We start from the raw sequence: 22,607 nt of genomic DNA on the forward strand, positions 1-22,607 counted from the left end.
ATTCATTCCTTCTTTCCCGAAATTGTTATCCTTTCTTCGATAACTCAAGTGTACGCTTGTCTGACGGGAAAAGTGAAATGGATAGTTGCCATTCGTGACATAGACAGAGTCTATGTAAATGCTTACAACCATGCAATTAAAGAATGAAAATAGGAAGGTGAACAAATAAAAACACTCCCTTAATCGGAAGTGTTTTCGATCAGACGCTCCTGCGTGAACCGAAGCCATTCTTTTGTAGCGTACGATAAGTAGTGGTTCTTCCTCCAAATGAGAGCGACGTTCCAGTCTAGAACCGGGTTCCTTACTTTGATGACCCGGACTTCTTCTTTCAGGAGAGCGGCGACACTGTAAGGGAGGATGGAGATACCGAGACCGGAAGTGATCATTTTTCCGATGAAATCCCATTGAGAGCTTTCGGAGACCGTTTTCGGCTGGAAACCGGCCTGTCTACAGGCGTCATGGATGCGTTCATATAGAGCGAAATCCTTGTTGAAGGTAATGAAATTCTCGTGTTCGAGTTCTTGCAGATCGATCCGCTTCCGATTGGCGAGAGGGTGAGAGAGGGGTACGACCACTCCCAATTCCTCCTGGATGAAAGAAAACGTATGAAATTCTTCTTCCTCGGTAGGGAGCACTGCGATGCCGACGTCGAGATTCTCCTTCAAAATGTCTTCTTCAATCCTCTTCGTCCCGTTCTCAATCAGCTCGAACGTAATGTGGGGGTGGAGGTCATGGAACTCTCCAAGGATTCGGATGACGCGTTCAGCATCCAGAATAGGAGGAAGACCGATACGTATGTGTCCGCGCTGCAGACCGATCAGGTCATCGAGTTCGGTCTTCAGATTCTCGGATGCTTTGACGATGGTTTCCGCTTTGGCGTAAATCGCCCGTCCTGCATCAGTCAGCACTAATTTTTTTCGGGAACGATCGAATAATTCGACGCCCAGTTCTTCTTCGAGATTTTTGATCATTTTACTGATGGTCGGCTGCGTGACATAGAGGTAGTCCGCCGCACGAGTGAAGCTTTCAAAACGGGAGACTTCTATAAAGTATGTAAGATGTCGGATATCCATAGGTTCACCTGTTTCTATAACGAATAATCAGGTTGAATTGTATCACAGGTAAAATGGAAGAGGAATGGATTAAAAGAATATAAGAATATATTAATAAGATGAATGCTTTTTTCTGCTATACTAAGAGTAAATAATTGTAATTCGTAAAGGAGAGGTTCGGGTGAAGCTTGCAAAGGGGATCATAGCTTTTGCGATTGGTATGTTCATTATAGTGGCGATATCCGTCGGTTCTAGCTATCTATCCTCGAACGTTGAGACAACAGGGAAGGCAGAAAGTCGGAATGCGCCTATCATCAGTTCGGAGGATAAGCTTCCAGTGAAAGAACCCATGATCGAACCGGTGTCTCGCAAATATGAAGTGGAGGAGTTCCAAGCAGGAATGAACCTGCTAGTCTACGGGGATCCCGATTTGGCAGAAGCGGAAGGTTATTTTGAGCGCTTCCGGGAACTTGGGTTTAACAGCGTGACGATCACTTTCCCTTTTTACCAGGAACATTGGCAGGCGAATGAGGTGAGAACGGATCCGGTGATTACCCCGGAGCTGCCTGACCTCGAACGTTTGATTCAAGCGGCACAGATCCAGGATCTGAAAGTAATGCTCAGGCCGACGATGGACGAACAGTCATTATTGAAAACCGGTCATTGGAGAGGGGAGATTCAGCCCACAGATCCCGGAGCCTGGTTTGACAGCTATTTCGAGCTTCTCCTGATGTATGCGGATCTTGCTGAAAAGCACAACGTGGAGTATTTCAATATCGGTACGGAGTTCAATTCTATAGAAAACCGATATAGCGAAGAGTGGCTGACCCTGATTGAAGACTTGAGAGTTCGTTATAAGGGAGACCTGCTTTACTCGTTCAACTGGAATACAGTGAAAAATATTTCTTCAATTGAATTTGTTCAGCAGCTCGATCACGTCGGCATTGATGCATATTACCCTTTAGACGCACCGGACGGGGCAAGTGTCGACATGCTGACCCAGGCATGGAGCAAATGGACCGAAGATTTGTCTGCCCAAGCGACTCACCCGTCTGTCCTCATAACAGAAGCTGGCATGATTCCGATAGACGGCGCTTACCGTCGGCCATATGCGTGGAAAATCCCTGGGGGAACCGTCGATCGTCATGCGCAAGCCGATTATTATGAAGCGACCTTTACCGCATTGAAACCAATCAGTGAAGGCATCTACTGGTGGAGCGTAACGCTCGATGAGGATACGGGAAATGATAGTCTTGATTATTCTCCGCTTAATGGGCCGGCAGAAGATGTGCTGAGGCAGCTGTTCGTGGAGGAAAAATAAAAGCAGAGAGGCCTTTCCAAGAAGACCTCTTGTAATTGTTATTCTCTTCTGCCACCTGCTTCGCGGGCTGTAATGTCGCCCTGGCCACGTTGCAGATCTTCCTGGATCTCCTGCTTCACTTTTTCGGGATTTGTCTTATTAGATGCTTCAGCGGAAGTTTTCTTTTGAGAACTCATTCGTCATCCTCCTTTTGTCAAAGGTTATTCTTTAGTTTGATGGAAACAGCGAGTATTATTCCTTTTCTTGATAAGGTTGAACGTTCTGTGACAAATGACGAAAGAAGGTTATACCTGTATAAATCGGGAATACTCTCTTTAGAGGGAGGTGTGGATCATGGCATGGCTGCTTACCGGTGTGTCGGTGCTTATGGTATTGGTTGCGCTTTCTGCTGTTTTTGACAAGAAGAATAAGAATGATTCCTACAGCCGTTATGATGATGAAGAATCCGTCGAGGAGTTTTACCGCGATCACGGAGCTGTCAGTAAAGTAGAGAATCCCGAATATACAAAATATTTCTGAATAGAAGGCCGGCATGCAGTGGTACTGTTTGCCGGTTTATTTTTTTGTGCCGGGAATCTGTACGTTCGTAAGGAATTTTTGATGATAAATGTACCGTAAAATTAAGTTAGGTATGTTCAGCGGTAAAAATTACTTCTGAGTGTCCAGCAAAACAAAGAAGAGTACACTCAGCAAGAAAAGCTACCGCCGAATGGACCGCAAATCGATTTGCAGGACGTTCGCGCTGACAGAAAATCTCTGAACGTCAGCAAAAACCGAACAATAGAAAAACCGCCTCCCCGAAATAGGGAAGGCGGTTCATATCAATCACACGCCAGCTTTCTCTTGCTTCGCTTTCTTACGTGCTTTCTCTTTTTCGATCTGCTTACTTCTCAGCTGTCCGCAGGCAGCGTCGATGTCTGTACCATGCTCGGTACGTACACCACACTTGATGCCGCGATCCATGAGCGTCTCGTAGAATTTCAGAATAGCTTCTTTTTCACTACGCTCATAAGGGTTATCCGCGACCGGGTTGTACGGAATCAGGTTGACGTAGGATAAGTGTTTCTTATCCATCAACAAGTCCGCGAGCTGGTGCGCTTCTTTGACGTGATCGTTCACGTCTTTCAGCAGAATATATTCGAACGTGATCCGCCGGTTCGTCTTCTCGAGATAGTAGTCGATGGCCGGCATCAGCTTCTCAAGCGGGTACGCGCGGTTGATCTTCATGATCTGCGTACGAAGTTCGTTTGTTGGTGCGTGGATGGAAAGGGCCAGGTTGATCTGGATGCCTTCATCTGCGAATTCGTACATCTTCGGCGCGATACCACTTGTAGAAACCGTGATATGACGGGCACCGATGGATAGGCCTTTTTTGTCGTTGACGACTTTCAGGAAGTCGATCAGGTTATCGTAGTTGTCGAACGGCTCGCCGATACCCATGACGACGATATGGCTGACGCGCTCGTCTTTCTCTTTTTCGTCCAGGTGCTGTTGAACCTTCATGATCTGTTCGACGATTTCTCCGCCGGAAAGGTCGCGATGTTTACGAAGAACACCGCTGGCGCAGAAGGAACAGCCGATGTTACAGCCGACCTGCGTCGTCACACAGACGGACAAACCGTAATTGAACCGCATGAGTACGGTTTCGATGACGTTCCCATCATGCAGTTTGAAGAGGTACTTGATGGTACCGTCTTCGGATTCCTGTTTGATCTCTTCGGACAACGTTTCAATGGTGAAGTTCTCCTTAAGCACATCTATACAGGATTGGTTCACGTTTTTCATGTCGTCAAAATCCGTTACGCGCTTCTGATAGAGCCAGTCCCATACTTGCTTGGAGCGGAACTTTTTCTCGCCATGGTCCACAAGCCAATCCGACAGCTGCTCGAACGTTAGTCCGTAAATGGATGGTTTCATATATACGCTCCTCATTCTCAAAAATTCACTATTCCTATATTAAGGGATACAGGAGGTAGTTACAAGCCTTATGTTTCGTGAAAGGCAGAGGAAAAATTGACTGAATCCTGTGTCATTTGTGGTATCATGAAAAAAGAAGGAGGGGGAACGATGAATCAGAGAGTGCTTCACGACAAACCTTCCGTGCTCGGGTTTCTGGGAAGTTTCTTATTGGGTGGAATCGCTATTGCTTTGGCTGCCGTCGATCATAGCATGTGGCTAGTGTTTCTTGTCTTGTCTCAGGTTATTCTGATCCCGGTCATCGGGCGGACGTCGAGGCTGACCCACGAAACTCCGGTCGAGGGAGCAGGCGAATGATTTATTTATACATAGCGATCGCCGGATTCGTCGGCGCGGCTCTCCGTTATATGACGGGAGAGCTTTTTTTCCGTCAGGAAGCGGTCTTTCCTTTTGCAACGCTGAGTGTAAATATTATAGGAACGTTTCTGCTTTCCTGGTTTACGTTCCGTTCTTTGAAATTACCGGATAACGCAAAGAAGGCGATTGGTACTGGGCTCCTAGGTTCCTTCACGACATTCTCCACGCTGAGTGTGGAAACGGTGGATTTGGTTGATAAAGGAGCTCTCACTTCCGCCTTTTTGTACATAAGCGTTACGATCATCGGCGGTCTTGCCGCTGCCGTTCTCGGATTCAGGATCGGGGAAAGGAGGGAGGATGGATGACAATCTTTTCGATCTTTCTCGTTGGATGTGGTGGCGCAATCGGTGCATTCCTTCGTTTTTATTTCAGCAAGAAGTGGAATAAGGAGACGCTTCCGTGGGGGACACTTACTGTAAACCTGACCGGAAGCATGCTTCTCGGCATTCTTGTAGGCGCCGCTATTCCGGAACAATGGATGCTGCTTGCTGGGACCGGGCTGATGGGGGCGCTTACGACATTCTCGACGTTTCAGGTGGAAAGCTTGAACCTCTTGAGAGGAAAAGAGAGAAGAAGATACGTGCTTTATCAGGGAGCGAGCTATGCAGGAGGGCTGACCCTTGCGTTCGCCGGACTTCTGCTGGGAAGATTTCTGAGTTGAATGGCTGGCGCTTTTCTTTTCACTGCTGGTGATTTGGGGTATAGTGGAAGGAAAGTGAAAGCGTTCGACCATGTGCGACTTACATACAAGGCACGGACCGATTATTAGTTTTTGGGTGAAATTTTGAAGGAGGAAGCTGTTTTGATCATAGCGATTATCGCACTCATCTTTGTTTCGCTGTTCTTCTCGGGCAGTGAAACGGCTTTGACGGCGACGAATAAGATGCGCCTGCAGTCACAAGTCGAGAAAGGGAACAAGAGGGCGGACAAACTGCTCCGTCTCGTTTCCAAACCGAGTGAATTCATTACGACCATATTAATAGGAAACAACATAGCGAATATTCTTTTACCTACGCTTGTTACGACGCTGGCAATCGAGTACGGCTTTAGTGTCGGGATAGCTTCAGCCATTTTGACGATTGTCATCATTCTCTTTGCGGAAGTGATTCCGAAATCAGTAGCGGCGACTTTTCCCGATCGCGTGGCAATGATTGTGTATCCGGTGATCTGGTTTTTCGTCATCGTTTTCAAACCGCTTACGGCCATTCTGAACTGGTTTACGGATAACCTGAACAAATTTCTATCCAGGGGACAGCCGGCTAACGTACAGGTGTCCAAGGAAGACCTGCGTACGATGGTGGATGTGGCTGATTCTGAAGGGCAGTTCCATGAAGAGGAGTCGTACCGGATCAAAGGGGTCCTGGATTTCTATAATCTGAATGTCAAAGATGTTATGAAGACTCCCCGGGTCGATCTGATCGCTCTCGATAAGGACTCTACCTTCGAAGAGGTACGGGATGAAGTGGTGAACAACCCGTACACGCGTTATCCGGTCTATGATGAAGATATCGACAATATCGTCGCCGTCTTCCACTCCAAGTTCCTGTTATCGTGGTATGAACATCCGGAAGAACCGTTCTCCGCTTACTACGACGCGGAACCGCTCTTAGTATATGAGTTCCAGTCCATGGAATCGGCCTTCAAAAAAATGACGATGAGCAAGAAGCATTTGGCTATCGTCCTTGATGAATATGGCGGGACAGAAGGGATTCTGACGCACGAAGATGCGATTGAAGCGATGATTGGTCTCGAGATTGAAGATGAATGGGATGATGGAAGTGACCCGCTCGTCGAAAGCTTATCGGACGATGAAATCATCTGTGACGGAAAAATAACGCTCAGCCGCCTGAACAGCATTTTTGATACAGATATTCCGGAAGAAGAAGACGTGCTTGCGGGTTATATCTTACGGGAGTGCAACGATTTTCCGGAGCACGGAGAGATCATTGAACGGGAAGGCCTTGAGTTCCAGGTACTTGAAATCGAAGGACGGATGATCCGCCGTGTGCATATCAAGAAACTCCCCGAGGAGGACGAATAAGTGATCGCCGTGCTCGGCGTCGTATTTGTCGTGATATTTCACATAACGGTCAGTGAATTCGTGCTGAAGCGGAAGTGGGGTATAGAACCGGACCGCTCCGGTCTTTCCTGGGCCGGGCGGGACAAACGATTCGTCGCTGTGGAGATCCTTCTTCTTCTCGCCGCGTTTTCGTTCCTATTTGTGACAAGAGGAGTGAATCGTACCTTTTTCGTCGTACCGCTGCTTCTGACCGGGTATTTTCTCTCTCAGGCGCTGGAAGCGAAGAAACGGAATTCGGAAGATCGTGGCTACTATTATGATGGACTTGCTGTCGTATCGCTATTGCTGATGACACTATTTTCCCTGATGGGGACGATTTAAGGAGTTATGTATGGATAAAGAAGACGAGATTCTCGAAGAGTTGAAGAAAACGAACCGGCTACTGGAAGAACAGAAGGATGAGGTCACTCCTTTTCAGGCCGTGATGGACATGGTGAAATCGCTGTTGCTGGGCGTACTGATCGTCGGTCCGATTCTCGCGGTCATCATCGTTCTGTTCCAGTTGATCGGAAGTTGGCTGTAGGAGGATGAAGGTATGACGGAAAAAGAAAAAATGCTCGCAGGCGAGATGTATGATCCCTCAGACTCGGAGTTGATGCGGTTACGCAAGCTGGCGCGCGAGAAGACGCACCGGATCAATATGGAAGTCGATGGGAAGAAGCGCACGGAACTCGTGAAGGATCTGTTCGGGTCCGGAGATTCGCTATACATAGAACCGAGTTTCCGCTGTGATTACGGGGAAAATATCCACGTCGGCGAAGACTTTTTCATGAATTTCGACTGTGTATTTCTCGACGTTTGCGAGATCCGCTTCGGAGACCGCTGTCAGGTGGCTCCAGGGGTTCATATTTACACGGCAACGCACCCGCTTGATGCCAAGGAGCGCTCTGCCGGTAAGGAATACGGAAAACCGGTGACGATCGGCGATGATGTCTGGCTCGGTGGGAGTGCGGTCATCAATCCGGGCGTAAGGATCGGAGACCGCGCCGTTGTTGCTGCTGGGGCGGTTGTGACGAAAGATGTTCCTGCGGATACGGTGGTCGGCGGGAATCCTGCGCGCGTGATCAAAGAGATATGAGTTGCATGGACAGAGGGACGAGCCCTCTGTCTTTTTTTGGGCTTGGTGGACGTTCGCGAGGTGAATTCTGGCTTGAGTGGGTGGCAAAGGCGTTTGCGGTACACTCAGGGGCGATGGTCGGTGATGAACGGTTCGCTATTATATTTGCTGGAAACACATGCTGTGAATCTCACCGTGAGCGACCAACAAACTGAACGCATGGACAGAGGGACGAGCCCTCTGTCTTTTTTTGGGCTTAGTGGACGTTCAGAGGGTGTTTTCTGTTTTGAGTGGGTGGCAAAGGAATTTGCGGTACACTCAGAATGGGTGATCAATGCTGTGCGGTCCGCAACTATTTTTGGTGGACACTCACGAAGAAAATCCCACCCTGAGCGTCCACCAAACCTAAAATAATCAGAAAATTTCATAAATTATATTGTAATTAACGTTAACGTCAATGGTAAAATGAACATATGAGGAGGGGAGCAAGGTGAAAACGATCCAGGAAACGGCTGAAACGTTCGGAGTATCGACGAGAACGCTCCGTTACTATGAAGAAATCGGATTACTTACGCCTGTGCGCTCCTCCGGCAACCAGCGAATGTACTCCAAACAGGACGAGACGAGATTGAAACTGATTTTCCGCGGGAAAAAGTATGGCTTTTCGCTCGAAGAGATTCGCGAAATGGTTCTGCTCTTTGACGAAGACCGGACGGGAAAGAAACAGCTGGAACGGACCATCGAATACGGCGAAGCCAGAGTTCAGGAAATCGAAGCGTCGATTCAGGAATTTCAGGCACTGAAAGAGGAGATGGAACATCTGTTGACCGGGTTCAAACAAAAATTGAAGGAGGAACAATGATGAACACATCTGCACTTCTTGCTCGTAATGCCCGTAAGTACCCTCACCACGAAGCGATCGTCTGTCAGGGAAAGAGGATTCCCTATGCGGAACTCGATCGACTCGTGAACAAATTTGGAAGCGCTATCAGAGGGAAAGAGATTCATGCCGAAGACAAGGTGGCACTATTCCTTCCGAACACACCGGAGTTCGCGATCGCTTATCTCGCTGTTCAGCGGATCGGAGCAATCGTCGTTCCCATCAACGTCAAGCTGACCCAGGAAGAACTGCACTATATTTTAGAAGACAGCGGTGCGAAAGCCCTCATTGCGCATGACATGCTATTTGATACGGTGAAAACTCTCGAGAGTCCCGTGGAGAAAATCAAGACCGGTGATGCCACGGGTGAGTGGAGTTCTTTTTGGCAGATGCTTGAAGCCCAGAAAGACACCCCGATTGAATGCTATCTCCGGGAAGACGATCTCTCGACAATTCTGTATACGTCCGGGACGACCGGAAAACCGAAAGGCGTCTTGTTCACGTACCGGAGCATTCTGAACGTGGCGACGATGATCAATATCGAAATGGAAGTGAAGCCGGAGAGCCGGATTCTTCTCAGCATGCCGCTCAGTCACTCGGCACCGCTGCATCTCTTTTTCATGTCCGGGCTGATGACAGGTTCGACGCTTGTCCTCACGCCTACGTTCACGCCGGATCTGTTCCTCGATATGATCGAAGAGGAAAGGACGACACATTTCTTCGGAGCACCGGTCGCGTACCTCACGACGATGCAGATGGCGAATCCGGCAGGACGCGATTTGTCCTCGATGAAATGGTGGGTGTATGGAGGCGCTCCTTTATCGGAGAACGAGGTACGAGGGATTAAACAGGCTTTCCCGACCGGACAACTAACGTGCGTCTATGGTCTGACGGAAGCTGGTCCGAGCGGGACGCTGCTTTTCGATGAAGAGCATAAGGAGAAAGCGGGAAGTATCGGACGCCGCGCAGCCTGGGGGACAGAAATCCGTCTGATTGATGACGTCGGAGATAAAGTGGCGCCGGGAGATGTCGGGGAGATTGCCCTCCGAGGCGAAGGCAACATGCGGGAGTATTTCCGTAAGTCGCACGAGACAGAAGCTGTGTTTGCCGGAGAATGGCTTCGCACGGGGGATCTCGCCATGCAGGATGAAGACGGCTATTTCTGGGTGATCGACCGGAAAAAAGATATGATCATCTCGGGTGGTGTGAACATTTATCCGAAAGAAATCGAGAATGTGATGCTTGAAATCGAAGGAGTCCGGGAAGTGGCGGTGATCGGTGTACCTCACCCGGAATGGGGCGAGACGGTGAAAGCCGTGTATGCCGGCGACGCAGATGACACGGAAATCCGTAATACCCTCGAGAATCGTGTTGCGTCTTATAAAGTACCGCGAATCTACGAACAGGTGGAAGAACTTCCTCGGAACGCGTCCGGCAAAATTCTGAAACAGTCGCTCAAGGGGGCTCATGCATGAAGGTATTGCAGGAAAAAATCCGTCAGCACAATTTTTATGAAGAGGACGAATTTTTACAGAAGCTGCTGCAGCAGTATATGACGCCTGAGTTGTTCCATTATGCGGATCAGGAGCTGAAAACGTTCGGCCGCAGGGTCGCCGGTCCGATTGATGAACGGGCGAAGCATACCGATCGCGAGGGTCAGCCGAGACTCGAGCGCTATGATAAATTCGGGGAAGAAGTGTCGAAGGTCTGGGTGAACGAAGGATACAAACAGACGGTGAAGGAAACGTATGACACCGGTATCGTCGGCTACGTGCACAAAGACATTCCGGAACTCGGGAAAAAAGGGACGTACACGTACAGCTTCGCGCAAGGATATGTTCTATCCCAGGCGGAACCTGGATTCTACTGTCCGGTGACGCTGACGATGGCGACGGCGTACCTGCTCGACCATTATGCTGATGAAGATTTGAAAGAAGCATACTTGCCTCATGTGCTTGCTACCGGAGACACGGAACTCTACGAAGGAGCGACTTTCCTGACGGAGCGTCAGGGTGGTTCGGATGTTGGTGCGAACGTGGTGGAAGCTGTTCAAGACGGGGATCACTATCATCTGTACGGGGAAAAATATTTCGCCTCCAATGCCGGGATGTGCGGCGTGGCGATGGTGCTTGCCCGCACGGAAGGTGCTCCGGAGGGCTCCCGTGGATTATCTCTCTTCCTCGTACCGTGGGAGGGAAATAATTTAAGGATTCGTCGATTGAAGGATAAATTAGGCGTACGTGCCGTTCCATCGGCGGAAGTGGAATTCACAGGAGCGAAAGCGTATCTCGTCGGTGAAGCGGACCGCGGTTTCTACTACATGATGGAAGCTCTCAATCTATCGCGGATCTGTAATGCGGTGGCTTCGCTCGGAATCATGCGGCGTAGTTACACGGAAGCTCTCCACTATGCGGAAGGACGGAATGCGTTCGGTCGCAGGCTCGTCGATTTTCCGATGATCCAGCAGACACTGCGGAAACTGCGGGTGAAGTTGGAGAAAGAAACGGCAGCGATTTTCGATATGATCCAGCTGTATGAGAAAGTGACCGAAGGCGAAGCGACACCTGAGGATGAGGTGCTGAACCGTCTCCTGATCGCTATCATGAAAAAAGAGTCCGCCGAGCAGTCCATAGCTTTTGCCCATGAAGCGATTGAGATGCACGGGGGCAACGGCTACATCGAGGATTTCGTCACACCGCGGCTCCTTCGTGATGCGCAGGTGCTTACTGTTTGGGAAGGCACGGCTAATATTCTCGCACTGGAACTGCTTCGTCTTGTGAATAAGTACGGAGCGCATACGATTTTTATAGATTTACTGAGAGAGAAAGCGGAAGGCAGTAAACAGCAGGAAATTGATCGCATGGAAGAGCGTCTTATTTACTTCGCTAATCGGGAACAGGTGGAGCAGGAACTCGAAGCGAAGTCGCTTATGAAAGACATGGCGTGTCTGTACGAAGATGTTATTTACGAGAAACTATAAATGAATGATAGTTAAGGCAGAGGGCCAGCCTCTGCCTTCTTTACTTTATAAATATGTAAATGAGCGTAACGAAGAAAAAGGAACTTAAGATATAACTCAGGATACCGGAGATTTTCTTTCCATTCTTTTGTAACCAGATTCCTCTCGTCACTGTCGTATATATAATAAAAGAGAACAGAACAGCGTAGGATAGGGGCCGCTCTGTCGTTAGAGTGAACATGATATAAATCAGTCCTGCTAAGACAATAATCCAGTCCACTATATTAAGCCATCTCGGCAATCGCTCCATCGAATTCCTCCAAGTCTCAAATTTTCCTAAGTGTAAAGGAAAACAAAGGATGTAGTAAAGCCTGCTCATTTCCTTACTAGAAGGGTGTAAAGACAGAACATAGGTGAATAGTCTCGTTTTCCGTGAGAAAGCTGAATTTTAAGAAAAAGAACCCACGAAATCATTTTCAAACGAAAGAAATACGTTATAATGGAAAAATCAAACCTTTTCTACAACAGGAATTTTAAAAAAGCAGGTGAAAGCATGCAGGAACAAGAAGTGGAAATCCTACAACTGATTGAAAAGAATGCGAATATGGAACCTTCAAAAATTGCGAAATTGATGAATATAACGGAAGACGAAGTCCGCCAGCTCCTTCGTGGACTCGAAGAGAAGAAAGCGATTCTCGGTTATTCAACACTGATTGACTGGGCGAAAGTGATTCAACAGGAAGAAGTGACAGCGATGGTCGATGTGAAAGTCCAGCCGGCGAGAGGCGTCGGATTCGATAAAGTCGCAGAGCGTATCTACCGTTTCCCTGAGGTGAAAGCTGTCTATCTCATGTCCGGGGCCTATGACTTATCTGTATCAGTGGAAGGTAAAACGATGATGGAGATTGGTCGCTTCATTTCGGAGAAACTCTCTGCGCTCGATTCAGTACTGTCGACGACGACGCACTTTATTCTTAAACGATACAAGCATGACGGTATCATTCTCGAGGACGACGATGACAACGACAAGCGAATGGTGGTGTCCCCATGAAGAAGACATCCTTCGTATCGAAACAGGCCGACAGCCTTCAGCCATCCGGCATCCGTCGTTTCTTCGATCTGGCGGCGCAGATGGAGGACGTCATCTCTCTTGGCGTAGGGGAACCGGATTTCGTCACACCCTGGAGTTTCATCGAACACAGCTTCCACGCCTTAGAGCAGGGATACACCTCCTACACGGAGAATGCGGGAATGATTGATTTACGTGAAGAGATCAGCAACTACCTCCTAGGAAGCTTCGGCGTGAACTACGACGCGGAAAAAGAAGTCGTCGTAACCGTAGGTGCCAGCCAGGCGATTGACCTCGCGCTCCGGGCTACCGTGAACCCGGGCGAAGAAGTGCTCGTCGTCGAACCTGGATTCGTTGCATATGTGCCGACCGTAAGCCTCGCAGGTGGGACACCGGTTACGATTCAGACGAGACCTGAAGATGATTTCAAACTCACTCCTCAACTGATCGAGGAAGCGGTGACGCCGAGGACGAAAGCGATCATCCTCTGTAACCCGAATAATCCGACAGGTGCCGCTTTATCCAGAAAAGAACTCGAGGACCTGGCAAACGTCGTGGAAAAGCATGACCTGCTTGTGCTTTCGGATGAGATTTACGCGGAACTGACGTACGAAGATGTGCATACAAGCTTCCCGGCGATCAAAGGAATGAAAGAGAGGACCGTGCTGATCAGCGGGTTCTCGAAAGCATTCGCGATGACCGGCTGGCGTCTCGGCTATGCGACAGGACCTCAGGAAATCATCGAAACGATGGTGAAAATCCACCAGTACACGATGATGTGCGCACCAACGATCGCTCAGCATGCGGCCCTTGAAGCGATGAAGAACGGAAAACCGAGCGTCGATCATATGATGAAGAGCTACAAACAGCGCCGGAACTTCATCGTCAGCAGTTTTAATGAGATGGGGCTTGAATGTCCGAATCCAGGTGGCGCTTTCTATGCCTTCCCGTCCATTCGCGAAACAGGGCTGAGCTCCGCCGAATTCGCTGAAGAACTGCTTCAGGAAGAACAGGTCGCTGTCGTTCCTGGTGATGTGTTCGGCGAAAGCGGAGAAGGATTCGTCCGTTGTTCTTATGCAACTTCTTTGAAACAGCTCGATGAAGCGATGAGACGGATGAAGCGTTTTGTTGAGAAAAGAGTATAATACCTTTAATATGATGCAGTTCAACCAGAGATACGATAAGGATCCCTGGTTGAACTGCTTTTTTTAAGTGACTTGTAAGCGATAAGGTGATCAGTATAAACGTGAGGAGAGATTCTGTGCAACACTCATCGATAGAAGAAATCCCAATTGTTCAAAAAGCGGACAATATCCAAACGCTTACGAAAGGATTCTCCTATGACGAAAAATATGTCATCGACGAGCAATACCTTTTACGTATTTTCTCCAGTGACACTAAGCACTCCAGAAGAAAAGAATTTGAAACGATTCATCAGCTGTCTACGTATTCCAATTATGTACCTGAAGCGATAGCGTTCGATACCTTAAAGGAGAGTGACAAGTCATATATGATTCTATCCTACCTCCCGGGTACGGACGGGGAAGTTGCATTGAACCATTTAATGGACGAGGAACAATATTCCACCGGGTTTGAAGCAGGGAGAGAATTGAAGAAGTTACATACGTTACCCGCTCCTTCTGACTATCCAACATGGTTTGAAGTGAAGCAGCGAAAAATCAGCAAATACTTCAAAGAATTAGAAAAGATCGATGTAGATCAAGGTCTCAAGGCGATGTTGGAGAACTATATCAAAGAGAGAGAATGTCTGATGGAAAACAGACCGAACAGGTTCCAACACGATGATTTCCATCCTTCGAACATTGTGATTGAGAATAAGCGGTTCTCCGGACTCATCGACTTTCAACGAATGGACTGGGGAGACCCGATCCATGATCTGCAGAAACTGGGCTTTTTCTCGAAGCAGGTCAGCGTTCCGTTCACGAACGGAATCTTGGATGGCTATCACGAGGGAAAGGAGATCAGTGATTCCTTTTGGGAACTGTTCATTTTTTATAGTGCGGTGCATATCGTTTCCGCACTTGTGTGGGGGGAGAAAAGAAGTCCGGAACAGTATGAGTTGCTTTACGAGCGTTCCCTGGAGGTTCTTCGTGATCATGAGGATTTCAATCGTATTGTTCCTAAGTGGTACACAGAAAAAGGATAATAGAATGAGGTGCTTCTGAATTAGAGGAATGGTGCGTAAAATGCATGCGAAGGGGAGGTTGGTATGTATGAAAAGAAACCTTTGGATAGTCCTGTTCCTACTACCTCTGTTGATGGCCAGTTGTTCTAATCAGAAAACTTTTTACTACGAAGGCGAGAGTGACAATTGGAAAGTCGAATATCAAGTAGATATTACAAGTCAAGATAGCCAGTCTGAAAGCGCGTCTATACAGTATATCGGCGATGACGCTATACCTGAACGGATCGATTATCTTATTGAGACTCGTACCGGTAAGAATGCGGGTAGCACTCCCTTGAGCGAAGAAGGGGTGAAAAGACTCTCTCCAGGTTCTTGTAGCGGATGTTCTGTTGTAATGGAAGATGAAGAGGTCAGTGCAACGATTGAATGGGAAGGGCATAGGGAACGGATTGTATTATCTCAAAACCAATAAATATTATAAGCTTTTCTGAGATATAAAAAAGTAGGGCTACATTGCAAAATAAACTGAGAAAATCTTCAACTGATAAATCTATACACGGAGTTTGTGGAGGGATTTCGGAATTCTTTGGCATCTCCTCTTTTGGAATTAGGCTCCTGTTCATCTTCCTGCCAGGTAATTTATTTATCTATATCATTCTTGCCAATACGATGCCTGACAGTCCTCGTTCTTTATAGGAATTACCTTATTGATTTGTACTCTGCTTTTTGTCCATATACCTGGCCATTAAATACAAGGACCATGATAGTAGTCCGACAAATGCCGTGATCCAACCTTCTATATCGGCGTCAGAAAACAATATGAAAAGAAAATAAATCAAACATGCCAATCCAATAACCTTCATTACTACTGATCCCATTGGCAGTACACACCCTTCTTCAAGTATCATCATTTATTTAGCACATCCTGAATCTCTTGAGTCGATAGAGAACAGTCTTCGGTCAGTGGCTTGTTTGCCCCTACGTAAAAATTCGTAAAAGTAAGGTTCACTATAAAACCATCTGGCATTGGTTTTTCCTGTCCGGTAAGTCCAACTCCATGAATCATGTCTTATCTGTTTATTTTAGATCTTTCTCCGTTATCATCAACATAGTAATAGTCGACATTTCTCAATCCGGAACGGTCTTCATAAGCCCACCCAAAATCACTGGGAGATGACGTTTTCAAATCTCCACCTTCTGGAATTTTATGGGTGATCGTATGATTCTCCATGGGGAGTGCGGGGTGCTCTTCTAAATCATAGATAACTCTTACACATCCTTCGTATCCTTCAGGTATCAGATACACTTCATCCGCAGCATTGAAATTTTCTCTGTAAATGAGGAAAGCGATAGTGAAAACAGCCAGGAAAGCGCCGACGATGAAGAAATTCTGTTTGATACGGATCACCCTTTTTAGAAACTATGGAGGTAGTTACCACTTAATTTAGTAGGTGAACAACAAGAAGGCTAAATATATACCTACGCCAATTAGAATAACTAAGAAGACAGTCTCTATTTTAATTTGAATCTCATTCTTTAATTTATAATAGATAATCAGATTAACAACAGTTGAAGGTATTCCGATGGCGAGAATTATATAAATGGTGAGGTGAGGCGAAATTGTATTGAAATAGTAGTAAGCAACTACTGTCCCTATCGTTGTAAAGTTTCTAAGTGAGTTTAATTTGGAAGGTAAGTTTTCAATAACCATTTACACTTCTCCCTGCTAAAATAGTTACTTGATTACTTTATTAAATTTTCACATAATTATAAATATATTACAATGAAAAGCACAACAACTCAGTAATCATTCCCAGGGGTTCATTATAAGCGATAGATTTAATAGCGAAGAGGCTTCTGATTATCAATTTGAAAGAATTTATACCCACAACAGGAGGGGAAAATGAATAATCCAAAATTTAATGTATTCTTACATATCACAAGAGAGTTGAATGAAATTGGCATCGTCCCATTGTTGATGGGGTCAGTTGGCTTAGAAGTTGTTACGGGCAAGAGTTGGAATGCTCAAGATCTGGACATTCATGTACCAGGAGATGAAAGAGGATGGGAAATACCGCCCGAATCGAACATACATAACTGGAACGACATAGTTAGCATGATGAACGCGATGGAATATACTCTGATTGATTTACACGAGCATGAGTTCAAGAAACAAGGGTTATCCGTGGAATTTGGAATCATTGACACTTTACCGGGTTTCGCGGGAGTCCTCTTAGAAGATTTGGAAATGCTTCAAGAGGGAGAGGTGAACTATTATTTGCTGAATCAGGCACAGTACTTAAAGGTTTATGAAGCTTCTGCAGAAGACAGTTATCGTGCTGATAACAACAACAATAAAGACTTAAGAAAAATCGATTTCTTGAAACGTATGAATCAGTAATCATTTGGAATAGCGTCCTTTCAGCCCTGTATATTTCTGGTATACTAGTTGTTAGAAAATTTGATCATTATCAGGAGAAAAAAGATTGGAAGGGGAGATCGAATGAAGAAACTCGTTTATTTTCTAGTCATCGCGACTGCGGTTCTTTCCGCCTGCGCAGAAGCGGAATCGGAGAAAGAGTACACGGTCGAAGATGCCCGGGACAACGGTGATGTGATTGTGGAGCACGAAACCCAGAATTTTGACCAGATTGCCCAGGGAGCACTTGAGATTGAAAATATCGGAGAAATGACCACACTGCTTGAAAAAGTGGAGAACGAAGAGGAGTACAGCGTAGACGTATCGATCTTCGACACAGGTGGCAGCCATTACAAAAACACGTTTGAAACGGATGGAACAGAAATCACGTTTGAAAATAATTATGAGGGATATTCCCAGGCGGGGACATTCACTTGCCAGTACATGAGTAAGCGTGGTCCGATGATTTACCTCAGCCAATGTGAATCAGAAGAAGGAGAAGAACATTCTACACTGCTCGGTTTCATCGGGAAGGAAGAAGCTTTCAGGGAAGCGGAATAAGAACCGGAAGGAAGGGGTTAGAATGGGGATAGTTTGGGTGGTTTTAGTTTTTCTCTCTCTATACGTAATCGGTGTTTGGCTTAGTGTCTTTGCCTTTAACCATAAGAAGTATCTAGGTTATGTAACCACTTTCTTGTTTCCTATAATCATAGTTTTTTTGTTCGGCTCAATGGTTGTGATTTATATTTTCCCGGCTTTATTAGTCAGCTTGATTGTGTATCATTTGTTGATGAAATCTAGGAAGAGAGTGTGAAAGTCAATTTTCGAAAAAAGGTAGCTATTATGAAAATAGTGAAAGTATATTACTACGATACCTGCAGGAGGCCAAAATGGAAAAGATGAAAAGTGATGCTGAGATGAAAACGAAAATCCACGAGATATTGAACGATACCAGGGATCCGCTTAAAAGCGCTACAGAATATGAAACCATCTTAGAAATCGTAGGAGTCTTGGGTTCTACGGATGCAGAACTGCGAGATGAACTTGGTTACGAGACTTTATTAAAACTATTGGTACATAAAAATTACTTGAACGGCCATGAACTGAAACGCCTTCTGCAATATGCCATTTCGGACAACATGCTGTTACATGACATAGGTAGAGAAAACGAGGATAGCGTGTTTCTCCGCTCTTTTTCTGCTTTACTGGTGACACTTCTGTTGCATCGCGATAATCAAGACGAGTACCTTTCAAAAGCTGAATACGATGAGGTAGTTCATCGTATTGTAGACTATTGTGAAAAGGAAAGGGACTTCCGGGGATTTGTCCCGGAAAAAGGCTGGGCTCATGCTCCCGCGCACATCTCTGACGCCATTGATGAATGTGTGAAAAGTAGATATGTCGATATAGAAGTGTGTCGTTCTTTATGGGAAGGGTTAAAAAATCTTCTGCTACACGCCCCGTTCGTTTATAGCTGTGAAGAAGATGAACGCATGGCCATCCCCATGTTGGCGATGCTCGACCAGAATCATGTGACATTGCCGACTCTTAGAACTTGGTTGACGGAGGTTTCGATCGCAGAAGAACCTATGCATACGAAGATTAATTTCAAACATTTCACAAGATGTATCACTACTCGTCTTTTGATCAATGGGGAAACAACCGAATACCGTGAGATGGGTGAAGAATTGGAGTACAAGTATAACCCAACTTTTTCCCAGTTATAGTAGTGAAAATGAATCGAAGGAGAAATCGAATGAAGAAATTTATGAGAGTACTCATCGTTGTTTTTGTGCTTGGCGTTGCTGGGGCAGTTTCTCTAGGGATGGTGGATTTTGCTGGAGAAGAGGTGCGCGCCGTCGAAGAATTTCCAGAAGAAGCTATTCAGGACATAGAGGTGGAAGCAACGTCCATGGACGTCGAGGTGCAAAGCAGTGATTCCGATCAAATTGCCGTCACTTTTGAGGGAACAACGAGAGGAAATGACGAGCCTTATTATCGCGTGGATCGGGAAGGGGAAACATTGAAAATCGAGCAGATACCACGAAACCAGTTTTCCTTTTTTCCTTTCTTTGCAGGTGATGATGCAAACCTTCGAATAGCCATTCCAGAAAGAATGTTCGATCATTTCGCTTTGGAAACAACCTCGGGTGATATGACGATTTCGAAAGTGCAAGCAGGAGAAGCCCACATAAACTCGACTTCGGGATCGATCGAATTGAAGGAAAGCACAATCGAGGATCGTCTCTCGTTGGAAACCACCAGTGGGGACGTGTACGGTTCATCCAACACTATTCAAAACGCGAGCTATCAAACGACGAGCGGGTCTATTTCTGATCAATCTCCTCAAGGCGAAACGTTTGATTATCGTACAACATCCGGAGACCTCGAAGTGAAGCGGAGTCAGGTTGCAAGGAATACGAATATCCAAACGAATAGCGGGGATGTCTCGTTTCTACATAGTTCGTCCCCGGAATCACTGGCCGTCGAATTTTCCAGTAACTCGGGGGAAGCTGTCGTAGATGCAGAAGGTATGGTTTATGAAACGAAAACGGAGCACAGCTTCCTAGGGAAAACAGGAGAAAATGATGTTCGTCAATTGAACGTACGTACTCAATCCGGAGACTTTCATTTGGAGAAAGAGTAAGTCGCCTGCGAGCTTGCAAAGAAATATGAAACATCTATTCCCATTATAAGGAAAAGGTGGGGGGGTGAAATGCCGACGAGTATGGAGAAGTGGAAGACTTTACATTCAGAATACTTACATAAGAGTGATTTCGTCCATATCAGAAAGGACCGATGTGAACTCCCAGATGGCTTGATCATCGATGATTATTGTGTGAACGAATATCCAGATTGGGTCAATGCGATTGTCATAACAAAAGAACAACAAATGGTTTTAGTAGAACAATACCGTCATGCAGGAGAAGATTTTTTCCTGGAGATTCCCGCGGGAAAAAAAGAGAACGGAGAAACAGATGAAGAAGGGATACTGAGAGAAGTGAAAGAGGAAACCGGGTATGTGTCGTCCGTGGAACCAACATATCTGGGTGAGTTCATGATCAATCCGGCGACCCAGACCAACAAGGTGAAGACTTATCTGATTGAGCAAGCTTACAAAGCACATGACCAGGATCTTGACGATACGGAAGATATTACTGCGAGGTTGTTTGACTTTGATAGCTTCGGAACACTCATCACAGAAAACAAAGTGAAAACGCAACTGTTTACAGCGCATGCGTATTTTATGGCGAAGGCCAGGTTGTTAAATAAGTAAGGGGGCTTTATCATCGAAACGAAAAGATGTCTGCTCAAGGGTGTGTCCCAATCAGATTTTGAAGAGGTCAAGAATCTCTACACCGATGAAAATGTAAGGAGGTTTCTTGGAGGTCCAAGACGAACATTCACTTTGGATGAATTTGCAGATGATGTTGATGCAGAACAATCCTGGCATTGGACGGTAAGGAAAGCCGGAACGAATGAGTTCATTGGAATGATTTCGTTGGCTACCCATCATTCTGGAAAAGACACCGAAGTCTCCTATCAATTTCTGCCTAAGTGGTGGAAAAAGGGGTATGCGAAAGAAACCGTAGCACGAGTAGTTACATTTGCTTTTGAAGATTTGAACCTGGAAAGAGTGGTAGCTGAAACTCAGACAGCTAATCGCCCGTCGTGTCTACTACTGGAAAGATTGGGTATGGAAGTGATTGATAATTACGAGCGCTTCGGTGCCGATCAGTCCCTGTATTCGATTTCTGACAATCGTCATTTTTAAAAAGGGGAATGGATTTGAAAAATTTTCTGGATATAAATCAGCTCATCAGTGATGAGAGCAATCATAACAACTTCTCAGGTGCTGTGTATGTAAAGCAGGATGATGAAGTACTGGCTGAGCTGGCGTTCGGTTATGCAGACCGAGCTGAAAAAAGACTCAATCATCCAACGACACGCTTCGGAATAGCTTCCGGTTCCAAATTATTCACTGCTATCGGGATCTGCCAACTAGTCGAAGAAGGATTGATCACCTTTGAGACCCATTTAGCGGATGCGCTCGATATAAACTTTCCTCATTTTGATGAAGACATCACCATTCATCAGTTGCTGACGCATACCTCAGGGATCCCGGATTATTTTGATGAAGAAGAAATGGATGATTATGAGGACTTGTGGAGGGATTATCCCGTATATCAAATAGAAACCCTCAAGGATTTTCTGCCTCTTTTTCAGAAGGAACAGATGAAGTTCAACCCGGGGCAGAGGTTCCATTATAATAACGCAGGCTATATCATCCTTGGACTTATTCTGGAACAGCAGACTGGCAGGACTTTTACAGAATACATAGAAGCAGAAGTTTTTCAAAAATGCGGCATGTCGGACTCAGGTTACTTTGTCATGGATAGACTTCCTGAGAATACGGCGATCGGATACATCGACAACGAGGAAGAACAAACGTGGAGGACAAATATTTTTTCGATTCCTAAAAAAGGTGGATCAGACGGAGGCGCTTATACAACCGCTTACGACATAATGAAATTATGGGAAGCGCTGTTCAACTTCGAACTTTTGAGCGAAGATATGACAAAGCAATTGCTCCTTCCTCGGGTCCAAGTGAATGGGGAGGTCCACTATGGGTATGGTATCTGGATGAATCAGAGAGAGAACCATATATACAAATATCATCTCATGGGCTATGACCCAGGCGTCAGCTTCAGAACTTCGGTCTACCCTGACATTAGGATGAAAATGGTTATACCGTCCAACGTCGAATCAGGACCTTTCGAGATTACTAAGGTAATAGAAGGGACCGTGCTGAATACATAATGAACCTTTATTTCCATGTAATTAAATTAAGGTATAGAAAGGGGTGGGATTTTGACAGAGGGGCTACTTCATCACGTGGAAATCTATGTATCTGATTTAGAAAAGTCCAAAGCCTTTTGGGGCTGGTTTCTGGTAGAGTTGGGCTATGAATCTTTTCAACAATGGGATAACGGGCATAGCTGGAAGCTTGGAGAAACGTATCTGGTGTTCGTTCAGACAGAAAGCGAGTATCTGGACGTGCCTTACCACCGGCGCAGAACAGGACTGAATCACCTGGCGTTCCATGCTTCATCTCGTAACAGAGTTGATGAGATAAGGGAAATGCTGAAGAAATGGGAGGTGCCGATGTTGTACGAAAAGGATTATCCGTACGCGGGCGGCGAAGACCATTATGCTGTTTACTTTGAAGACCCTGATAGAATTAAAGTTGAAGTTGTCGCGCCAAGTACATAAGTGCAGGGTTTGACGG

General features: G+C 46.2%; 30 protein-coding genes. 25 read left to right on the top strand and 5 right to left on the bottom strand.

Annotated elements, in window-relative coordinates:
* Nucleotides 1-179: 179 nt before the first annotated feature.
* Nucleotides 180-1,073 carry a LysR family transcriptional regulator gene (locus BLQ44_RS04815; protein WP_093192623.1) on the bottom strand — a complete coding sequence of 298 codons (894 nt, stop codon included), beginning with the start codon at nucleotides 1,071-1,073 and terminating at the stop codon, nucleotides 180-182.
* 160 nt (nucleotides 1,074-1,233) lie between these two features.
* Here BLQ44_RS04815 and BLQ44_RS04820 point away from each other — a divergent pair, with 160 nt between their 5' ends.
* Nucleotides 1,234-2,373 carry a glycoside hydrolase family 113 gene (locus BLQ44_RS04820; protein WP_093192625.1) on the top strand — a complete coding sequence of 380 codons (1,140 nt, stop codon included), beginning with the start codon at nucleotides 1,234-1,236 and terminating at the stop codon, nucleotides 2,371-2,373.
* Nucleotides 2,374-2,411: 38 nt separating this feature from the next.
* On the opposite strand, the gene BLQ44_RS16495 is transcribed toward BLQ44_RS04820, so the two are convergent.
* Nucleotides 2,412-2,549, bottom strand: coding sequence for a hypothetical protein (locus tag BLQ44_RS16495; RefSeq protein WP_176757430.1), 138 nt, complete (start codon nucleotides 2,547-2,549; stop codon nucleotides 2,412-2,414).
* Nucleotides 2,550-2,706: 157 nt separating this feature from the next.
* On the opposite strand from BLQ44_RS16495, the gene BLQ44_RS04825 reads away from it, so the two are divergent.
* Complete coding sequence (locus tag BLQ44_RS04825; protein ID WP_093192627.1) at nucleotides 2,707-2,892, top strand: hypothetical protein; 186 nt, start codon at nucleotides 2,707-2,709, stop codon at nucleotides 2,890-2,892.
* Nucleotides 2,893-3,198: 306 nt separating this feature from the next.
* Here BLQ44_RS04825 and rlmN read toward each other — a convergent pair whose 3' ends face one another.
* Nucleotides 3,199-4,290: a 23S rRNA (adenine(2503)-C(2))-methyltransferase RlmN gene (gene rlmN / locus BLQ44_RS04830; protein WP_093192628.1), complete on the bottom strand. Its 1,092-nt coding sequence runs from the start codon at nucleotides 4,288-4,290 to the stop codon at nucleotides 3,199-3,201.
* Between the two features lie 150 nt (nucleotides 4,291-4,440).
* Here rlmN and BLQ44_RS04835 point away from each other — a divergent pair, with 150 nt between their 5' ends.
* The 10 genes from BLQ44_RS04835 (at nucleotide 4,441) to BLQ44_RS04880 (ending at nucleotide 11,704) form a co-directional block, all read left to right on the top strand.
* Complete coding sequence (locus BLQ44_RS04835) at nucleotides 4,441-4,647, top strand: hypothetical protein (protein WP_093192630.1); 207 nt, start codon at nucleotides 4,441-4,443, stop codon at nucleotides 4,645-4,647.
* Complete coding sequence (crcB, locus tag BLQ44_RS04840) at nucleotides 4,644-5,012, top strand: fluoride efflux transporter CrcB (RefSeq protein ID WP_093192631.1); 369 nt, start codon at nucleotides 4,644-4,646, stop codon at nucleotides 5,010-5,012. Before BLQ44_RS04835 ends, crcB begins: the two co-directional genes overlap by 4 nt.
* Complete coding sequence (locus tag BLQ44_RS04845) at nucleotides 5,009-5,368, top strand: fluoride efflux transporter FluC (protein ID WP_093192633.1); 360 nt, start codon at nucleotides 5,009-5,011, stop codon at nucleotides 5,366-5,368. The genes crcB and BLQ44_RS04845 overlap by 4 nt, the downstream gene beginning before the upstream one ends.
* A gap of 141 nt (nucleotides 5,369-5,509) precedes the next feature.
* Nucleotides 5,510-6,748, top strand: coding sequence for a hemolysin family protein (locus BLQ44_RS04850; protein WP_093192635.1), 1,239 nt, complete (start codon nucleotides 5,510-5,512; stop codon nucleotides 6,746-6,748).
* Nucleotides 6,749-7,108 carry a DUF4181 domain-containing protein gene (locus BLQ44_RS04855; RefSeq protein WP_093192637.1) on the top strand — a complete coding sequence of 120 codons (360 nt, stop codon included), beginning with the start codon at nucleotides 6,749-6,751 and terminating at the stop codon, nucleotides 7,106-7,108.
* Nucleotides 7,109-7,118: 10 nt separating this feature from the next.
* Nucleotides 7,119-7,310 (top strand): hypothetical protein, encoded by a 192-nt coding sequence (locus tag BLQ44_RS04860; RefSeq protein ID WP_093192639.1) that lies wholly within the window; start codon nucleotides 7,119-7,121, stop codon nucleotides 7,308-7,310.
* Between the two features lie 12 nt (nucleotides 7,311-7,322).
* A complete protein-coding gene (locus BLQ44_RS04865; RefSeq protein WP_093192641.1) occupies nucleotides 7,323-7,865 on the top strand; it encodes a maltose acetyltransferase domain-containing protein in 543 nt (180 codons plus the stop codon).
* 469 nt (nucleotides 7,866-8,334) lie between these two features.
* Nucleotides 8,335-8,706: a MerR family transcriptional regulator gene (locus tag BLQ44_RS04870; RefSeq protein ID WP_093192643.1), complete on the top strand. Its 372-nt coding sequence runs from the start codon at nucleotides 8,335-8,337 to the stop codon at nucleotides 8,704-8,706.
* Nucleotides 8,706-10,199, top strand: a complete 1,494-nt coding sequence (locus BLQ44_RS04875) for a class I adenylate-forming enzyme family protein (protein ID WP_093192645.1) — start codon at nucleotides 8,706-8,708, stop codon at nucleotides 10,197-10,199. Before BLQ44_RS04870 ends, BLQ44_RS04875 begins: the two co-directional genes overlap by 1 nt.
* Nucleotides 10,196-11,704, top strand: coding sequence for an acyl-CoA dehydrogenase family protein (locus BLQ44_RS04880; protein WP_093192647.1), 1,509 nt, complete (start codon nucleotides 10,196-10,198; stop codon nucleotides 11,702-11,704). The genes BLQ44_RS04875 and BLQ44_RS04880 overlap by 4 nt, the downstream gene beginning before the upstream one ends.
* Before the next feature lie 40 nt (nucleotides 11,705-11,744).
* Here BLQ44_RS04880 and BLQ44_RS04885 read toward each other — a convergent pair whose 3' ends face one another.
* Complete coding sequence (locus BLQ44_RS04885) at nucleotides 11,745-11,993, bottom strand: hypothetical protein (protein WP_093192649.1); 249 nt, start codon at nucleotides 11,991-11,993, stop codon at nucleotides 11,745-11,747.
* 243 nt (nucleotides 11,994-12,236) lie between these two features.
* On the opposite strand from BLQ44_RS04885, the gene BLQ44_RS04890 reads away from it, so the two are divergent.
* From BLQ44_RS04890 to BLQ44_RS04910, 5 genes are all read left to right on the top strand, one after another.
* Nucleotides 12,237-12,734, top strand: coding sequence for an Lrp/AsnC family transcriptional regulator (locus BLQ44_RS04890; RefSeq protein ID WP_093192923.1), 498 nt, complete (start codon nucleotides 12,237-12,239; stop codon nucleotides 12,732-12,734).
* The gene (locus BLQ44_RS04895) at nucleotides 12,731-13,897 is read left to right on the top strand and encodes an aminotransferase (protein WP_093192651.1); all 1,167 of its coding nucleotides are present in this window, start codon (nucleotides 12,731-12,733) and stop codon (nucleotides 13,895-13,897) included. The genes BLQ44_RS04890 and BLQ44_RS04895 overlap by 4 nt, the downstream gene beginning before the upstream one ends.
* A gap of 116 nt (nucleotides 13,898-14,013) precedes the next feature.
* Entirely contained in the window at nucleotides 14,014-14,919 is a 906-nt protein-coding gene (locus BLQ44_RS04900; protein WP_093192653.1) for an aminoglycoside phosphotransferase family protein, read from the top strand.
* Between the two features lie 67 nt (nucleotides 14,920-14,986).
* Nucleotides 14,987-15,370: a hypothetical protein gene (locus BLQ44_RS04905; protein WP_093192655.1), complete on the top strand. Its 384-nt coding sequence runs from the start codon at nucleotides 14,987-14,989 to the stop codon at nucleotides 15,368-15,370.
* Nucleotides 15,371-15,411: 41 nt separating this feature from the next.
* Entirely contained in the window at nucleotides 15,412-15,594 is a 183-nt protein-coding gene (locus BLQ44_RS04910; RefSeq protein WP_093192657.1) for a PspC domain-containing protein, read from the top strand.
* A 373-nt stretch (nucleotides 15,595-15,967) separates the two neighbouring features.
* On the opposite strand, the gene BLQ44_RS04920 is transcribed toward BLQ44_RS04910, so the two are convergent.
* A complete protein-coding gene (locus BLQ44_RS04920; RefSeq protein ID WP_093192661.1) occupies nucleotides 15,968-16,306 on the bottom strand; it encodes a DUF6843 domain-containing protein in 339 nt (112 codons plus the stop codon).
* Nucleotides 16,307-16,801: 495 nt separating this feature from the next.
* Between BLQ44_RS04920 and BLQ44_RS04930 the strand changes: the two genes are divergently transcribed.
* From BLQ44_RS04930 to BLQ44_RS04970, 8 genes are all read left to right on the top strand, one after another.
* On the top strand, nucleotides 16,802-17,299 hold the full coding sequence (locus BLQ44_RS04930) for a phosphoribosylanthranilate isomerase (RefSeq protein ID WP_093192665.1): 498 nt from the start codon (nucleotides 16,802-16,804) through the stop codon (nucleotides 17,297-17,299).
* 102 nt (nucleotides 17,300-17,401) lie between these two features.
* On the top strand, nucleotides 17,402-17,878 hold the full coding sequence (locus tag BLQ44_RS04935) for a hypothetical protein (RefSeq protein ID WP_093192667.1): 477 nt from the start codon (nucleotides 17,402-17,404) through the stop codon (nucleotides 17,876-17,878).
* A 329-nt stretch (nucleotides 17,879-18,207) separates the two neighbouring features.
* The gene (locus BLQ44_RS04945; protein ID WP_093192671.1) at nucleotides 18,208-19,044 is read left to right on the top strand and encodes a DUF2785 domain-containing protein; all 837 of its coding nucleotides are present in this window, start codon (nucleotides 18,208-18,210) and stop codon (nucleotides 19,042-19,044) included.
* Nucleotides 19,045-19,073: 29 nt separating this feature from the next.
* Complete coding sequence (locus BLQ44_RS04950) at nucleotides 19,074-19,964, top strand: DUF4097 family beta strand repeat-containing protein (RefSeq protein ID WP_176757431.1); 891 nt, start codon at nucleotides 19,074-19,076, stop codon at nucleotides 19,962-19,964.
* 69 nt (nucleotides 19,965-20,033) lie between these two features.
* Nucleotides 20,034-20,594, top strand: coding sequence for an NUDIX hydrolase (locus tag BLQ44_RS04955; protein WP_245688096.1), 561 nt, complete (start codon nucleotides 20,034-20,036; stop codon nucleotides 20,592-20,594).
* Between the two features lie 30 nt (nucleotides 20,595-20,624).
* Nucleotides 20,625-21,092 (top strand): GNAT family N-acetyltransferase, encoded by a 468-nt coding sequence (locus BLQ44_RS04960; RefSeq protein ID WP_281241396.1) that lies wholly within the window; start codon nucleotides 20,625-20,627, stop codon nucleotides 21,090-21,092.
* Between the two features lie 14 nt (nucleotides 21,093-21,106).
* Nucleotides 21,107-22,138 carry a serine hydrolase domain-containing protein gene (locus BLQ44_RS04965; protein ID WP_407690364.1) on the top strand — a complete coding sequence of 344 codons (1,032 nt, stop codon included), beginning with the start codon at nucleotides 21,107-21,109 and terminating at the stop codon, nucleotides 22,136-22,138.
* A gap of 51 nt (nucleotides 22,139-22,189) precedes the next feature.
* Nucleotides 22,190-22,591: a VOC family protein gene (locus tag BLQ44_RS04970; RefSeq protein ID WP_093192678.1), complete on the top strand. Its 402-nt coding sequence runs from the start codon at nucleotides 22,190-22,192 to the stop codon at nucleotides 22,589-22,591.
* Nucleotides 22,592-22,607 lie beyond the last annotated feature (16 nt).

This window comes from Salimicrobium halophilum (genome assembly GCF_900100295.1).
GTDB lineage: Bacteria > Bacillota > Bacilli > Bacillales > Halobacillaceae > Salimicrobium > Salimicrobium halophilum.